This window comes from Streptomyces sedi, from assembly GCF_006335015.1.
Lineage (GTDB): Bacteria > Actinomycetota > Actinomycetes > Streptomycetales > Streptomycetaceae > Streptomyces > Streptomyces sedi.
Map to the genome: position 1 here is coordinate 71,194 of NZ_VDGT01000024.1, position 15,476 is coordinate 86,669.

Genomic DNA, 15,476 nt, shown 5'->3' on the forward strand with positions numbered 1-15,476 from the left:
CTGAACAACAGGTGCCGTGGCCCGCCGCCGCCCGTCGCGGCCGGCTCACTCCCCGCGTTCGGCCCGCCGGCAGGCCAGGGCTGTCACCAGCGCCGTCGCCGTGAGCACCACGAGCAGGGGGAGCAGCGGCTGCCGCACCGTGCCGTCCTGGTTCCCGCGCACCAGCTCGGAGACCGCCGCGTTGGCCGGGGAGGCGCCCGCCGCCAGCAACGCGACGGAACCGCCCAGTGCGAGGAGGAACGCGCGGGCCCGCCCGCGCAGCATCGGTCGGCCGCAGAGGGCGCCGAGGGCCGTGCCGGCCAGCACGCAGACCAGCGTCGCCGTCAGCCCCGCTCCGAGCGCCGGAAGCCGGGAGACGGCGGTGGCACGGTCGCCCGCGTGCCCGCCGGCCAGCAGGGCGACGGCCGCGCAGCAGACACCGGCCAGCAGCCCGGCCGCGCCGGCACCGGTGAGCAGACAGGCCAGCTGCGCCCGTCGGGGAGAGGCCGCCGCGGCCGTGCAACTCCGTGCCGCCGGCGGCTCGTTGTGGGTGCAGGCCCAGGTCAGCCAGACGGCGGTCGGCAGGGCGACGGCCGCGTTCACGGCGAGCGAGTCCAGTATCGGGTCGCCGGGGCTGAAACCGACGGCGAGTACGGCGAGGTGGAGCAGGGCGGGCGGCAGCACGTGCCGGGAACGGAGCAGCAGCGTCGTCTGGTACCACAGCAGCGCCCTCACCCCGGGCCCTCCCGCCCCGCCGGCGGCGAGACCGCGTGAACGTGCCAACGGGCCCCGGCCGTCAGCAGACTCCGGAGGACGGCGTCGGAGACGGCCGGCGGCGCGGTGATCCGCACCCGCCCTCGCGGGGCCGGGACCCAGCGCACGCCGGCCGGCAGCGGCGGGGGCGCGGCGCCCGGGGGGCCCTCGGCGATCACGGTCACGGGAGGCTGCCCGACGCCGTCGGCCGGCGCGGGGCCCTCTTCCTCCGCGACCCGGGTGTCCGCGATCCGCAGCACCCGGTCGACGGCGCTCCCCAGCCCCCGGGGCGCGTGGTCGACGAAGACGACGGTGGCCCCGGCGGCGACGCGCTCGGCCGCCACGCTGTCCAGCAGCGCCCTGGCCTCCCGGTCGAGCCCGCTCCACGCCTCGTCGAGCACGAGCAGCGCCGGATCGGCCAGCAGCGCCTGTGCGACGGCGACCTTCCGCGCGGTCCCCTTGGACAACTCGGCCAGCGGGGTGCGCCCGTACCCCGCGGCGCCCAGCCGCTCCAGCCACCGCTCGGCCCGCTCCCGCGCCACAGCGCCACGCAACCCGTGGACCCGCCCCAGATGGCCGAGGTAGCCGAGGGCCGTCAACGGCAGCTCGGCGGGGAAGTGTTCCGGCACGAAGCCCGTGGGGCGCGGCCGGTCGACGATCCGCCCCGCGTCGGGCGCGTCCACCCCGGCCAGCAGCCGCAGCAGCGTCGTCTTCCCGGCGCCGTTGGCGCCGGTGACCCTGACGAGCGAGCCGGCGGTCACTTCGAGATCGACCTCGCGCAGCACCCAGGGGCCGCGCGCGCCCCGGCGCCGGCTCACCCGCGACAGCCTCACGCGCTCTTCCCCGGCCGGTGGACGGTCAGCCGGAACGAGGCGGTGACGGTCGCGGGCGGCGCCCCGGAGGCCGTGCGCGCGGCGGCGTGGTGCGCGTTCGGGCCCATGCCGACCAGCGCGGCGGCCTCGGCGGCGGTCAGCCGCATCCCGAACTCCAGCCGTTCCTCAGCGCGTTGCGTGAAATGGCCGGCGAGGGTGCGGCGCAGCCGTTCCTCCTTGGCCGGGTCGACGGACAACAGGCCGCCGGCGGCGCGGAGTTCGGCCAGATGGTCCGGGCCGGGGGTGACCACCAGCAGGGTGCCGCCGGGGGCGAGCACCCGGCGGAACTCGGCGCCGTTGCGCGGCGCGAAGACGTTCAGCAGCACGTCCACGGCGCCGGAGCGCAGCGGCAGCCCGCGCCACACGTCCGCGCTGGCCGCGCCCATCCGGGGATGCGCCCGCGCCGCCCGGCGCAGCGCGTACTTGGAGACGTCCAGGGTCAGCCCGGCCGCCTCCGGCAGCGCGTCGAGCACCCCGGCGAGATGGTGCCCGGTGCCGCCGCCCGCGTCGACCAGCAGCCCGTCGGCGGGCGCCGCCTCCGCCGCGATCCTGGCCAGCGCCTCGGTCAGCGGCGCGTAGTGCCCGGCACCGAGGAACGCGGACCTGGCCTCGACCATGGCCGCGCCGTCCGCGTGGGCCCCGGCGCCCCGCCCGGCGGCCAGGCTGAGATACCCCTGACGCGCCAGGTCGAAGCTGTGCCCGGCGGGACAGCGCACCGACCGCTCACCCGCGGCGAGCCCCGCGCCGCAGACGGGGCAGCGCAACGCGGGCAGCAGCCGCGCCCAGGGCACGCGTTGATCGAGCCGGCCGCCGTCCATGCGGCCGGATGCTACCGGAGCGGCGGCGCCTCGTAAGCCCGCGCCCGTAGGCGACGGACGGATCGTCGGCCCATGGGCGTGCACACCACATCTCCGTGAGGACCTCACGACCCGAACCGCGCGTTCCGGGGTGCCTCGGGGCGGGGCGGGCGCCGGCCCGGATTCCGCTTCTCCGCCGCGCCCCGGCCGCCTCCGCCGGGGAGGGGGCGTGTGCGACCGGGCGCGGGGTTCCGTGTCACCCCGACCGTCGGGAACGCCGCCGGGCCGGCCGCCGGCCGTGGCCGCGGTGCGCCCGTCGTGCGCGCCTCCAGCGGCGGCGAACTTCACTCTGTGCGAGCGGATACGGCACAGGGCCTGCACCGTTTCCCCGGATGAACGCGGCCCCCTCGCCCTCCGCACGCACGGCCCCGAGGCGGATCGGGTACCGGGGCGTGGGGCCACACGCGTCTCGCACACCGCTCTGACCAGCGGCAACGTCACGCGCGCTCTGCCCGCGGGCCGGGCCGGCCGATGGTCGCCGAGCCGTGGGGGCGCCGGCGTTCCCGGGGAGGGCCGCAACTCGTGTATCGCGCACCGGAGTTACGATCGGTGACGAGTGGCAGTCGCCGCTCCGCCGCGCGGCGCGAACGACGCGTGGTGAGCCGTCATGACAAGGAACGGGGCGCATCAGCATGAGGTTCATACCGGCACGCACACGGGTCGCGGGCGCGGCGGTCGCCGCGATGGCCGCCTTCGGCGCCGTCGCGGCCCTGCCGGCGTCGGCGACCGCCGCCGACCACCACACGACTGCGGCGACGAGCGTCGCTGCGCCGGTGGAGACGATCGAGGGGCCGTTCGCCACCGAGCACGAGTGCAAGGTCACCCGCGCGGACTTCGCCCGCTACTACGAGGTCGGTGTCTGCTACAAGCCGGACACCATCAACGCCTGGTACTTCCACTGGTTCTCCTAGACCCATCGGCCCCGGGGCCGAAGGCCGGACGAGGCGCCCGACCGGGAATCCCCGGTCGGGCGTTCCGCGTCTCGCGGTACCGTCGCCGCACAGCCGAGCCGAGCCGAGCCGAGCGCACCCCGGAGGGCAACCGTGGCCGACCATCTCGCCGTACTCACCACGACCGACGCGGAGGACAAGGCGCGCGCGCTCGCCGCGAGCGCCGTCGAGCGGCGCCTCGCCGCCTGCGCGCAGATCGACGGGCCGGTGACCAGCGTCTACCGGTGGGAGGGGCGGATCGAGAGCGACGCCGAGTGGCGGGTGCTCTTCAAGACGACCGCGGCCCGTTACGACGAACTCGCCGCGCACATCGACGAGACGCACGACTACGACACGCCGGAGATCATCGCCACCCCGATCACCGCCGGAAGCGACGCCTATCTCGCCTGGCTGAGCGCGGAGACGAGCCGCTGAACGCCCGACGCCCCCGGCCTCGGAGGAGGCCGGGGGCGTCGCGGGTGCCGGGGGTCACTCCACCCCGACCGTGACCTCCTCGTCGTTGCGCAGCTGCTCCATCAGCGCGTCGGCCTGCTCGTCGTCCCACAGCACCGCCGAGCTGCCGTCGGGGGCCGCGTAACCGGGGTCGGCGACCGGCATGTTCATGCGTTCCGCGCTGCGCATCGCCCAGAACATGCTCCGCAGGTCCCACAGGCTCATCTCGGTGTCGACGGTCAGCGCGTCCAGGCTGGCGCTCATCGTCGGGTAGAGCTTGAACGGGTTCAGCAGCGTGCCGGGCGAGGCCGCCTGGTCGGCGAGGGTGCCGAGGAACTCCTGCTGGTTCTTGGTGCGCCCGAGGTCGCCCTCGGCCTCCTGGTAGCGCTGCCGGTTGAACGCCAGCGACTCGGCGCCGTCCAGCTGGTGGCAGCCCTCGGCGAAGTCGGCGCCCGAGTTCTCGTCCTGGATCGGCTCGTCGAAGCACATCTCGACGCCGCCGAGCGCGTCGACCACGTTGGCGAAACCGCCGAAGCCTATCTCCACGTAGTGGTCGATGTGGATGTCGAGGTTGTGCTCGATGGTGCGGGCCAGCAGCCAGGGGCCCTCGATGGAGAACGCCGCGTTGATCTTCTGTCCCTGCTCGGGGATGCGGTTGCCGGACTCGGAGCCGGTGAACTCGGGGATGGTCACCCAGGAGTCACGCGGCAGGCTCACCATCGTGTTCCCGTTCGACCCCACGTGCAGGATCATGATCGTGTCCGTGCGGCTGCCCTCTGCGTTGCCCGTGCGCATCTCCTCGCGCTGCTCGTCGCTCAGCCCCTCGCGGCTGTCGGAGCCGACGATCAGGAAGTTGGTGCCCTCGCCGGGCTCCGGGCGGTCCTCCAGCGCTTCCAGGTCCACGTCCCGGTTGAGCTTGCCGTCCGCCCAGAAGTAGGTGGCGGTCCCCACCACGACCAGCACGAGGACCAGCGCCAGCAGGCTGAAGCCTATTCGGCGCCCCCAGCGCGGCCGGGGCTTCGGCTGGTCGGGGCCCTGCCCTCCGTACGGGTGGGGGGCGTCCGGCGGCGGCGGCTCCTGCCGGCCGGCGCCCCGGTAGACCTGGCCGTCGTTCCAGCCGGAGTCGTAGCCGGGGTCCGGCTGGCCGGGCGGCTGCTGGTGGGCGTCGTGGTGTGGCGAGCGCTGTCTCGGCGGTCTCCGGACGTGCGGCATGACCCGGGCGCTTTCCGGGGTCGCGCTGCCGCCTCCCCTGCCGTAACCGCTCCGGTGCTGGTCGTCGTCGGTCCACCCGTCGGGCCAGTCGCTCATAGCACGCCAGTGTGCACCGGTATGCCGTTCGGGGGAAACGCGGGCCACGCACTGTGGCAGACCTGATGCATTATCGGACCGGTCGGGGTGCTTACGCTGGACTTATGACCGATGTGCCCACTGATCCCACTGATCCCACTGGTCCGGCTGATCACGCCGATCCCGGAGGCAAGCCGACCGCGGCCTCGCGGACCACGCTCTCCACCATCATGAGTCAGAACGACGTCAACCTGTTGGGCACGGTGCACGGTGGCGTGATCATGAAGCTGGTCGACGACGCCGCCGGCGCGGTCGCCGGCCGCCACTCCGGGGGGCCGGCCGTCACCGCCTCCATGGACGAGATGCTCTTCCTGGTGCCGGTGCGCATCGGCGACCTGGTCCATGTCCACGCCCAGGTGAACTGGACCGGCCGCAGTTCCATGGAGATCGGCGTCAAGGTGCTCGCCGAGCGGTGGAACGAGTCGACGCCCGCCACCCGGGTCGGCACCGCCTATCTGGTCTTCGCGGCCGTCGACGAGAACGGCAAGCCGCGCCGCGTTCCCTCGGTGCTGCCCGACACCGAGCTGGACCGGAGGCGCTTTCAGGAGGCGCAGATCCGGCGCACCCACCGTCTCGCGCGCCGGCGCGAGATCCAGGAGTTGCGCGCCAGGGGCGCCGACCTGGGCTGAATGCCGCGCGCGCCCCCGTTCCGCGCTCTGCACGCCGCCGTTCCGCGCCCCCGCTCCGCGCCGTTCGCGCCCTCCGCTCACAACCGGGCGATGCGCGCGTGCCGTTGACGCGGCGCCCGCCGGGCCGGGGCGACGCCGCTGAGCAGCACATAGCGGGCGGCCCTGTGCCGCTGCCCCGGGTAGTCGGCCAGCAGCTCCAGCATCCGGGCGTCGTCCGCGTCCCGTTCGCCGGCCAGCGCGTAGCCGACCGTGCCCGGCAGATGCAGGTCGCCGACGGTGATCGCGTCGGGGGAACCGTTGCTGCGCTGCAACGCCTCGGCCGCCGTCCACGGCCCGATGCCCGGGATCGCCCGCAGCCTGGCCAACGCGGCGGGCAGCTCCATCGCCGCCGCCTCCTCCATCCGCCGGGCGACGCGCACCACCCGCATCAGGGTGGCGGAGCGCGAACCGTCGACGTTGGCCCGGTGCCAGTCCCAGGACGGGACGCGGGCCAGCGTCCTCGGGTCCGGCATCACCCACAGGTCCCTGTCCGCGCCAGGCCCCGGCGCCGGCTCGCCGAACCAGCGCAGCAGCCGCCGCCAGGAGCCGTAGGCGTCCTCGGTGGTGACGCGCTGCTCCAGGACGGAGGGGATCAACGACTCCAGCACCAGCCCGGTGCGGATCAGCCTGACCCCCCGGTGCCGCCGCCTGGCCTCGGCGATCAGCCGGTGGCGCGGCACGAACTCCCCGGGGTCGTCCTCGCCGCCGAGCAGCGCGGGCAGCCGGTCCAGCACCCAGTCGGCGCCCGGCCCCCACGCGCGCGCCGCGATCCGCGCCCCGGGGCGCAGCCGCAGCGTGGCCGGCCCGAGCGGGGTGCGGGTGCCGCGCCAGAGGGTGCCGTCGCGCTCCTCGCGGAACGCGGGGTCATACGGCCCGCGCCGCAGCACGAGAAGGCTGCGGCGCAGGTCGTAGGGTTCGGGCGGGGCCCACTCACGGTCCGGCATGACCCGGCAAGGCTACTGTCGGCCCCGCCGCGCACCCCCGCCGGGTGGCCCCGCCGGGGCGGTCACCTGCCCTGGAGCTTGCTGGCCAGCGAACGGACGCCGGGCAGCGCGGAGTACAGCTGGTCGCCGGGGCACTCGGTGGCGAAGCCGTCGCGGTGGCCGGAGATGTTGTACATGTTCACGGTCGTTCCCTTGGCGTACTTGCCGCCGCCCTGGGAGGTGCGGTTGGCCGTGCCGCTCGGGTTCACGTCGAACAGCCCGAGCTTCCAGCCGGTCAGCAGTGACAGGGCGTCGGTGACGTCCTGGTTGGGCTTGGTCGAGCCGTAGGAGCCGATGACCGCGATGCCCATGCTGTTGTGGTTGAAACCGGCCGTGTGGGCGCCCAGCACCGGCTCGATGACGCCGCCGGCGCGGCCCTCGTAGATGGTGCCGCAGCGGTCCACGAAGAAGTTGTAGCCGACGTCGCGCCAGCCCTGACTGACCACGTGGTAGCGGTAGATGGCGCGGATCATCGCCGGCGCCTCGGAGCAGCTGTAGTTGTTGGTGTCGGCGGTGTGGTGGACGAACGCGGTCTTCACCGTGTCCGTGTAGGCGTAGCCGCTCTCCCGCAGGCTCTCGTCCGCGCCCCACTTGGAGCGGATGACGATGCCGGGGCGCGGGCCGACGTGGTCGCCGGCGGCCGGCACCGCCTCCGGCTGGGGCGCCAGCAGGTCGAGCGCCATCTCGCCCGGGTGGACCAGCTCCAGGCTGAGCCCGTCGGGCAGCGCGGCGGTCGTGTCCTCGGGGGCGACCCTGGCCTGTACGCCGTCGGACTCGCCGACCCAGCGCGGCGCGGTGCCGCCTCGGGTCTCGTCGCCCTCGTCGGCCACGGCCCCGGCGTCGGGCGCGTGTTCGGGGTGGGAGTCCAGGGCGATCCAGTCGGACCAGTCGCCGCTCCCGGCGTCCCTGGCGCGTACCTCGATCGTGCCGTGGAACTCCTCGTCGGCGTCGGACCAGACGACGCCGAGCAGCGAGAACGGGTCGGTGTCGGTGGCCGGCAGGCCCTGTCCGGCGAGGGACAGAACGGGCTCGCCGTCCTCGCCCCCCTCGCCTGCACCGCTGCTGCCGGCGAGTGGGGTCATCTCGGAGAGGGACAGGGACTGGGTGGCCGCCGCCGTGCGCGGCGCCGCACCCTCGGCACTGCCGGCCGCCTGCGCCGCGCCCCCGAGCGGGAGGGTCAACGGAACGAGGAGCGCGGCGGTGCACGAACCGATCAACGGAAGGGAACGGAGCGAGAGTGTTCGGAATGCACGCATAGTCCTGATGGTTGTCATACGTCATGACTGATGTCGACTTCTGAGTGTCCGTGAGCTGACTTTCCGTGAGATCGCACGTCGCGTTTCGCGGTCCCCGGGTAGCGCGGACGGCCCAGCGCCCCGGCGTAGGCTGACGGGGATGAACACCGCCGACCGCACCCCCGCCGACCTGCTGCGTTCCGCCCTGGCGAGCGACGCGGGTCGCCCGTTGCTCACCTACTACGACGACGCCACCGGCGAACGGGTCGAATTCTCCGCCGCCACCCTGGCCAATTGGGTGGCGAAGACCTCCAACCTGCTCCAGGACGAGCTGGCCGCTGCCCGGGGCGAGCGGCTCGCGCTGCTGCTGCCGGCGCACTGGCAGACCGCTGTCTGGCTGCTCGCCTGCGCGGCGACGGGGGTGGTCGCCGAGGTGGACGGCGACCCGGCCGACGTCGATCTCGTGGTCGCCGGTCCCGACCGGATCGAGGAGGCGCGCGCCTGCACGGGGGAGCGCGTGGCGTTGGCGCTGCGCCCGCTGGGCGGGCGCTTCCCCGAGGTGCCCGCCGGGTTCTCGGACTACGCGCTGGTCGCGCCGGGGCAGGGCGACACCTTCGCCGCGTTCGACCCGCCGGGTCCCGACGACCCGGCGCTGGTGGTCGGCGGCACCGCGCTCACCGGCGGGGAGTTGCTGGCGCGGGCCAGGGAGGACGCCGCCGCGCTGGGCCTGGGCCCCGGGTGCCGTCTGATGTCCACGCGCGGGTACGGCGGTTGGGACGGCCTGTCCGCCGGGCTCTTCGCGCCGCTGGCCGTGGGCGGCTCCGTGGTGCTCTGCCGGAACGCCGACCGGCTGGGTTCCGAGGCGCTCGCCGCGCGCCGGGAGAGTGAGCGCGTCACCCACTTCGCCGACTGACGGTGGCCGGCCCGGCGGGGCCGCCGCAGGATCGGGGTATGAGGGTCCCGCGACAGCCCGACTACCACCGGCTCGCCGAGCCGGTGGACCGTCGGGCCGACGAGCCGGCGGACGGCGGCCGGGGCGAGGTGCCCGACACCTGGGCCGGCTGGCTGGGGTGGGCCGACGAGGACGACTGGGACGAGTGGAACGCGCGCGACCCGCTCGACCGCCCCCGCTGGCCGCGTTGGGTGGCGCTCGCGGTGGCGGCCGTCGTCCTCCTCACCGCGGCGCTCGGCTGGACCGCCCGAAAGAGTGCCCCGCCGCCGGACTCCCCGGCCGTTCCCCCCGTGGCGACCGAGGTCGACGACGCCCCGAAGGGGCCGTCGCGGGGCGTGGAGATCCCGCTCTCCCTGTAACGAGTTTCGGTCCGGGAACCCATGAAACGGTAAAGAGCAACGCGGTAAAACCCCTCATAGAACGGCCAACCCGGATAATCCGCCGTCCCCTCGCGGGTGGGATCCCTCACCGGCATCGCTTGGCATGGAACCTCCGGGCTAGTGTGTCCCGTCTGATCCTCTAGCAGGGCACACGGAGGGCACGCGAACACGTGGATGCGCGAGGACCTGGCGGCGCGGACGGCGTCGATCCCGCTGACCAGTGGGTATTCAACCCGGAGACCGGCACCTACGAGCTGCGGCTCACGGGTGGCCGGAGAGGCGACGGCGCCGGCCGCCCCGAGCGGCCGTCGGCGCCGGCGGCGACCGATCCGTCGGGAGCACCCAGAGCCCGTCACACTCCGCCACGGCAGCGTCGCGCACCGTCCGCCGAGGAGTCCGAGACCGAGTCGCCGGCCGCCGGCGACCGCGAGCTGCCGGCCCAACGCGACCGCCGTGCCCAGCGCGGCAGCCGCCGCAAGGGCAAGGAGGCCCCGCCCGGCCGTGGGAAGAAGAAGCGCGGGCGCGGCCGGAAGATACTGATGTGGACCGGCGGCAGCCTCGCGTTGCTGCTGGTCATGGGCGCGGCGGGCGCCTGGTGGTTGATCAACCGCCTCAACGACAACATCACCAAGTACGACGTCGGCAAGGACAACGACTTCTCGTCCGACGAGGCGGTCAACCTCCTCTTCATCGGGACCGACACCCGCACCGGCTCGGGCAACGAGTCCTACGGCGGTGACGCCAGCGAGGGTGCCGACACCACGATCCTGATGCACTTCTCGGAGGACCGCAGCCACGCCACCGGGCTGAGCATCCCGCGCGACCTGATCACCGACATCCCGGAGTGCGAGGTCAAGCAGGAGGACGGCAGCACGCGGACCATCCCGGCCTCCGAGAACGTCCGCTTCAACACGAGCATGGGCACCGACGGACGCGGCCCCGGCTGCGTGTGGAACACCGTCGAGCAGCTGACCGGCGTCGAGATCAACCACTTCATGATGGCCGACTTCAACGCGGTCAAGGACCTCTCCAGCGCGGTCGGCGGCGTGCCGATCTGCCTGGAGGAGCCCATCGACGACCCCAAGTCGCACCTCAACCTGCCCGCCGGCGAGCACGTGGTGGAGGGCGAGGAGGCGCTGTCCTTCGTGCGCACCCGCTACTCCGTCGGCACCGGCAGCGACCTGTCCCGGATCAAGCTCCAGCAGCAGTTCGTCGCCTCCATGGCGCGTCAGATCACCGACGGCGGGATGCTGACCGACCCGACCAAGCTGTGGGACCTCGCGGACACCGCGACCCGTTCGCTCTCCGTCGACGACGGCATCGGCAGCATCCAGCGCCTGCGCGACCTGGCGTCGACGCTGGGCGGCGTGCCGATGGACGACATGAACTTCGTGACGCTGCCCGTCGTCGACAACCCCGACGAGCCGGAGGACGCCAAGGCGACCGTGGTCGTCGACGAGGGGCGCGCCGCGCCGATACTGGAGATGATCCGGCAGGACATCTCGCCCAACGAGCAGCGGGAGCGCGAGGCCGAGGAGGACGCCGCCGAGGAGGAGGAAGCCGCCGCCGCGCCGGAGGAGATCCGGGTCGACGTCTACAACGGCGGCGACGTGATCGGCGCCGCGCAGGTGACCCTGGACTGGCTGCAGAACGTGCAGGGCGTGCCGTTGGCGACCAACGCCGGCAACGCGCCCTCGCCGCAGGAGACCACCACCCTGGAGTTCGGCCCGGACCAGGCCGGACAGGCCGCGGCGCTGGCCGACATGATGGGGATTCCGGACTCGGGGCTCAAGGAGCAGTCGGCCGAGGCGGGGGAGCAGCCGATGGTGCTGATCCTCGGCGACGACTTCCGAGGCGCCGGCGAGCCGATAGAGGTTCCGGCGGAGCTGCCGGACGACGTGGACAGCATCACGGCGGACGACGAGAGCGTCTGCGCCTCCTGACCGGGTCCGACCTGAAAGGGTCGGGCCCGATCACGACTGACCCGTCCTGACCAAGGGGCCGTCCGAAGAGACGGAGAGAACGAGCGAGCGAGTGGGGGACCCCTTGCGGAGGAGCGGTATACCGGGCGAGGACGGGACGGGCGGTGCCTCGGGCACCCCCGACAGAGCCTCCGAACTCGGCTGGGACGACTCGCTCTACGAACGGGACCCCGCCGTCCCCGCCCAGCGCTCGGCCCCCGGGGCCCCTGAGCCCGGCGCCGACGGTGGGAACGACGCGAGCGCGGGGGACGAGCCGCCCGGCGAGCCCGGCAGCGCGGCCAGGGGCGGGGGCGGACGGAAGCCGCGCTGGCGGCGGGTGCTGGTCTGGACGGCCGGATCGCTGGCGCTGCTGGTGACCGGGGTGGGCGTCGCCGGCTACCTCTATCTGGAACACCTCAACGGCAACCTGACCAAGAAGCCCCGCAGCGCCGGCAGCGGCGACCTGGAGAAGCCGCCGCCCAACGCGGCGGGCCAGAGCCCGTTGAACATCCTGCTGCTCGGCTCCGACTCCCGCGACGGCGAGGAGAACCAGCAGCTCGGCGGCGCCCGCGACCTCGCCGGCGGCCCGGTCAGGGCGGACGTCCAGATGCTGCTGCACGCCTCGGCCGACCGCAGCAACATCTCCGTGGTCAGCATCCCGCGCGACACCCAGGTCGCCATCCCCGAGTGCACCGACCCCGACAGCGGCGAGACGTTCCCCGCCGCGGAGACCGACTCCATCAACAACGCGCTCGCCAGGGGCGGTCCCGGCTGCGTGCTCGCCACCTGGGAGCAGCTGACCGGCGTCTACATCGACCACTTCATGATGGTCGACTTCGCCGGCGTGGTGGACATGGCCGACGCCGTGGGCGGTGTCCCGGTGTGCGTCGAGGAGAACATCGACGACCCCAAGTCCGGGCTGCGGCTGACCGCCGGGGAGAGCGTCGTCGAGGGCGAGCAGGCGCTCCAGTGGCTGCGCACCCGCAAGGGCTTCGCCGACGGCAGCGACATCGGCCGCACCAAGGCGCAGCAGATGTATCTCTCGCACATGGTCGAGGAGTTGCAGTCCAGCGCCTCGCTGACCAACACCGGCGAGCTGATGGACCTGGCCGAGGCCGCCACCAACGCGCTGACCGTCAACAACGAGCTGGGCTCGGTCCAGGCCCTCTACGACCTCGGCACCGACCTGCGCGAGGTCCCCAACGACCGCATCAACATGGTCACCCTGCCCTGGCAGCCCGACCCGGCCAACCCCGGCGTCACCGTCATACCGGACCCCAGCCGCGCGCCCGCCCTCTTCGAGATGCTGCGCACCGACGTCCCGCTCGACGACCAGGACGCCGAGCCGGCCGAGCCCACGCCCGAGGAGACCGAGGAGGCCCCCGACCCCAGCCCGCCGGCCGAGGTCGCGGTCTCGGTGCTCAACGAGACGGGCTCCGACCTCCAGCCGCCGGTCGACGGCCGCGCCGGGGTGCTCACCGAGGAGCTGGTCCGGCTGGGCTACACCCAGGCCGTCACCGACGCCACGGCCCCCGACACCTCGCCGACCACCGAGGTCCGCTACGCCGAGGAGGAGGACCGGGTGGACGCCGAGGCGCTGGCCGAGGCGCTCGGCATCCCCGCCGAGCGGGTCATGGCCTCGCCCGAGACGGAGGGGCTGGCCCTGGTGATCGGCGAGGACTGGCGCGAGGGCACCGCGTTCCCCGAGGCGCCCGAGGAGCCGGAGGGCGAACGCGCCCCCGAGGGGCCGACGATCGAGGACGACGAGATCATCTCCGGCTCGGGCGGCGACAACTGTATGCCGGTCAACCCGCTCTACACCTGGTAGACCGGTGGCCGGCGCCGCCCGACCGGGTCAGCGGCTGGGCTCGGGCGCCGGCGGGCGGGCGGCGACGACCTTGCGCGCCAGCTTCCTCGGGCTCGTCAGAAAGCCCCAGCCCCACGACATGTGCATGGTCGCCAGCGCCAGCGGGATGCGCACCCGCGCGCCCGGCGACAGCCCCCGTCCGGCCGGCACCGAGCCCAGTACGATCCCCGCCAGATAGCCGCCGGGGACCACCAGCGTCCACGGCGTGAACACCGCGCCCAGCAGCCCGGCGGCGATCGCCAGCACGGCGGCCGGCGGCGCCAGGTAGCGCGGGTTGATCGAGCCCGCGTGGTAGCGGGCCACGACGTGCCGCCAACGCCCGTAGTTCCGGTACTGCTTGGCGAGCGCCCGCACCGAGGGCCGGGGCCGGTAGGAGACCAGCAGCTCGGGGGAGAACCAGACGAGCCCGCCGTCCTGCCGGATGCGGTAGTTCAGCTCCCAGTCCTGGGCACGGATGAACTCGACGTTGTACCCGCCGAGCCGCTCCAGTACCTCGCGGCGGAAGACCCCCAGGTAGACGGTCTCCGCCTCGCCCGCGGCGCCGCCGGTGTGGAAGGCCGCGTTGCCCACGCCGATGCGCGCGGTCATCGCGGCGGCCACCGCGTGCTCCCAGGCGTTCTCGCCCTCGGCGTGCATGATGCCGCCGACGTTGGCTGCGCCGGTCTCCTCCAGCAGCCGCACGGCGGTGGCGATGTAGTTCGGCGAGAGCATCCCGTGGCCGTCGACCCGCACCACGACGGGGTGGCGGGAGGCGGCGATGGCGGCGTTGAGCCCGGCGGGGGTGCGGCCCGTGGGGTTGGGCACCGTGCGGACCCTGGCGTCCTCGGCCGTCAGTTCGGCGGCGATCTCGTCGGTGCGGTCGGACGAGGGGCCGAGGGCGATCACCACCTCAAGCTCGCCCGGGTAGTCCTGTCGCAGGATGTGCCGCACCGAGGTCCGCAGATGGCGCTCCTCGTTCAGCACCGGCATGATCACGGAGACGGCGGGAGTGGGAAGGCTGGTCACCGGCTCACGTTACCGCGAACGGGGGACCCCGGCGCGCGCCGCCTCAAAGCCCAAGATCGTATCTGCGTACCGTGGGCGCTCCGTCTCCGAACGAGCGGGAGTGTGTACCCACCCATGCCAGCCAGAAGCCGTCGTCGTTGGGGTATCCGCATCGCCAGCACGCTCTCCGCGCTGGTGCTCACCGCGAGCGGCGTCGGCCACTCGGTGGTGGCGGGGGTCGCCGACGGGGTGGGGCGGGTGGACGCGTTCGGCGGGCTGCGGGACCGCCCGGACGCCGGCTCGGGGCTCAACATCCTGCTGGTCGGCACGGACAGCAGGGACGGGCTCACCGAGGAGGAACGCGCCCGCTACCACGTGGGCGGCACCTCCTGCCGCTGCGCCGACGCGATCCTGCTGCTGCACGTCTCGGAGGACAGGGAACGCGTCAGCATGGTCAGCCTCCCGCGCGACTCCCTCACGACCCTGCCCGCGCACACCATGCCGGACAGCACCGAGCGGCACGACGCGCACGACGACAAGCTCAACTCCGCGCTCTCGCACGGCGGTCCCCAGCTGATGGTGGAGGCCGTCGAGGGGCTGACCGACACCAGGATCGACCACTACCTCGAAGTCAGCTTCGTCAGCTTCATGCGGGCGGTCGACCAGCTCGGCGGCGTGGAGGTCTGCACCACCGAGCCGCTGCGCGACGCCTACGCGGGGCTCGACCTGCCCGCCGGCACCAGCACCCTGGACGGCCCCGGCGCCCTCGCCTACGTCCGGGCCCGGCACGTGGACGGCGCCTCGGACTTCGGCCGGATGGAACGTCAGCAGCGTTTCCTGGCCGCGTTCGCCGACAAGGCGGTCAGCGGCGGGGTGCTGCTCAACCCGGGGAAGGTCGCCGCGATGGCGGAGGCGCTGCTGGACTCGGTCCGCGCCGACGAGGGGCTGGACGCCGAGCAGATGCTGGAACTGGCGGGGCTGATGCGGCACTTCACCACGGCCTCGGCCGAGTTCGCCTCCGTGCCGGTCGCCGACCGCCAGCACGAGGCGCCCGGGCTCGGCTCCACCGTGCTCTGGGACGAGCGGGCGGCCGACCGGCTCTTCGACGCGCTCCGCCACGACCAGCCGCTGCCCAGGCCCGGACCGGACGCCGGACCGGACGCCGAGACGGGCCCCGGGGCTCCCGCCGAGGAGCCGGCCGCCCCGGCCGACGACGCGCAGGACACCACGGGCGCCGAAGCGATCGTCTGCTGACC

15 protein-coding genes are annotated in these 15,476 nt (G+C 73.9%); 8 read left to right on the plus strand and 7 right to left on the minus strand.

Annotated elements, in window-relative coordinates; all coding sequences use genetic code 11:
• Positions 1–45 precede the first annotated feature (45 nt).
• The 3 genes from FH715_RS24725 to FH715_RS24735 are packed head-to-tail and all read right to left on the minus strand — an operon-like array spanning position 46 to position 2,422.
• Positions 46–714 (minus strand): ABC transporter, encoded by a 669-nt coding sequence (locus tag FH715_RS24725; protein WP_139649072.1) that lies wholly within the window; start codon positions 712–714, stop codon positions 46–48.
• Positions 711–1,565 (minus strand): ABC transporter ATP-binding protein, encoded by an 855-nt coding sequence (locus tag FH715_RS24730; RefSeq protein ID WP_139649074.1) that lies wholly within the window; start codon positions 1,563–1,565, stop codon positions 711–713. Before FH715_RS24730 ends, FH715_RS24725 begins: the two co-directional genes overlap by 4 nt.
• Entirely contained in the window at positions 1,562–2,422 is an 861-nt protein-coding gene (locus tag FH715_RS24735) for a putative RNA methyltransferase (RefSeq protein ID WP_139649076.1), read from the minus strand. The genes FH715_RS24730 and FH715_RS24735 overlap by 4 nt, the downstream gene beginning before the upstream one ends.
• 671 nt (positions 2,423–3,093) lie before the next feature.
• Between FH715_RS24735 and FH715_RS24740 the strand changes: the two genes are divergently transcribed.
• Positions 3,094–3,372 carry a hypothetical protein gene (locus FH715_RS24740; RefSeq protein WP_139649078.1) on the plus strand — a complete coding sequence of 93 codons (279 nt, stop codon included), beginning with the start codon at positions 3,094–3,096 and terminating at the stop codon, positions 3,370–3,372.
• Between the two features lie 132 nt (positions 3,373–3,504).
• Positions 3,505–3,825 carry a divalent-cation tolerance protein CutA gene (cutA, locus tag FH715_RS24745; protein WP_139649080.1) on the plus strand — a complete coding sequence of 107 codons (321 nt, stop codon included), beginning with the start codon at positions 3,505–3,507 and terminating at the stop codon, positions 3,823–3,825.
• Positions 3,826–3,879: 54 nt separating this feature from the next.
• On the opposite strand, the gene FH715_RS29610 is transcribed toward cutA, so the two are convergent.
• Entirely contained in the window at positions 3,880–4,599 is a 720-nt protein-coding gene (locus tag FH715_RS29610; RefSeq protein WP_425472774.1) for an LCP family protein, read from the minus strand.
• 656 nt (positions 4,600–5,255) lie between these two features.
• Here FH715_RS29610 and FH715_RS24755 point away from each other — a divergent pair.
• Positions 5,256–5,819 (plus strand): acyl-CoA thioesterase, encoded by a 564-nt coding sequence (locus FH715_RS24755; protein WP_139649084.1) that lies wholly within the window; start codon positions 5,256–5,258, stop codon positions 5,817–5,819.
• Positions 5,820–5,896: 77 nt separating this feature from the next.
• Here the strand turns inward: FH715_RS24755 and FH715_RS24760 are convergent, their stop codons facing one another.
• Positions 5,897–6,802 carry a DNA-3-methyladenine glycosylase family protein gene (locus tag FH715_RS24760; protein ID WP_139649086.1) on the minus strand — a complete coding sequence of 302 codons (906 nt, stop codon included), beginning with the start codon at positions 6,800–6,802 and terminating at the stop codon, positions 5,897–5,899.
• A gap of 62 nt (positions 6,803–6,864) precedes the next feature.
• On the minus strand, positions 6,865–8,097 hold the full coding sequence (locus FH715_RS24765) for a peptidoglycan recognition protein family protein (RefSeq protein ID WP_246108959.1): 1,233 nt from the start codon (positions 8,095–8,097) through the stop codon (positions 6,865–6,867).
• A 139-nt stretch (positions 8,098–8,236) separates the two neighbouring features.
• On the opposite strand from FH715_RS24765, the gene FH715_RS24770 reads away from it, so the two are divergent.
• From FH715_RS24770 to FH715_RS24785, 4 genes are all read left to right on the plus strand, one after another.
• Positions 8,237–8,989, plus strand: coding sequence for a TIGR03089 family protein (locus FH715_RS24770; protein ID WP_139649090.1), 753 nt, complete (start codon positions 8,237–8,239; stop codon positions 8,987–8,989).
• Between the two features lie 38 nt (positions 8,990–9,027).
• A complete protein-coding gene (locus tag FH715_RS24775; RefSeq protein ID WP_139649092.1) occupies positions 9,028–9,387 on the plus strand; it encodes a hypothetical protein in 360 nt (119 codons plus the stop codon).
• A gap of 191 nt (positions 9,388–9,578) precedes the next feature.
• On the plus strand, positions 9,579–11,351 hold the full coding sequence (locus FH715_RS24780) for an LCP family protein (RefSeq protein WP_139649094.1): 1,773 nt from the start codon (positions 9,579–9,581) through the stop codon (positions 11,349–11,351).
• Positions 11,352–11,454: 103 nt separating this feature from the next.
• Positions 11,455–13,197 carry an LCP family protein gene (locus FH715_RS24785; RefSeq protein ID WP_246108960.1) on the plus strand — a complete coding sequence of 581 codons (1,743 nt, stop codon included), beginning with the start codon at positions 11,455–11,457 and terminating at the stop codon, positions 13,195–13,197.
• 27 nt (positions 13,198–13,224) lie between these two features.
• Here FH715_RS24785 and FH715_RS24790 read toward each other — a convergent pair whose 3' ends face one another.
• A complete protein-coding gene (locus FH715_RS24790) occupies positions 13,225–14,241 on the minus strand; it encodes a glycosyltransferase family 2 protein (protein ID WP_281290776.1) in 1,017 nt (338 codons plus the stop codon).
• 114 nt (positions 14,242–14,355) lie between these two features.
• Between FH715_RS24790 and FH715_RS24795 the strand changes: the two genes are divergently transcribed.
• Positions 14,356–15,474, plus strand: a complete 1,119-nt coding sequence (locus tag FH715_RS24795; protein WP_170184811.1) for an LCP family protein — start codon at positions 14,356–14,358, stop codon at positions 15,472–15,474.
• Positions 15,475–15,476: the final 2 nt, after the last annotated feature.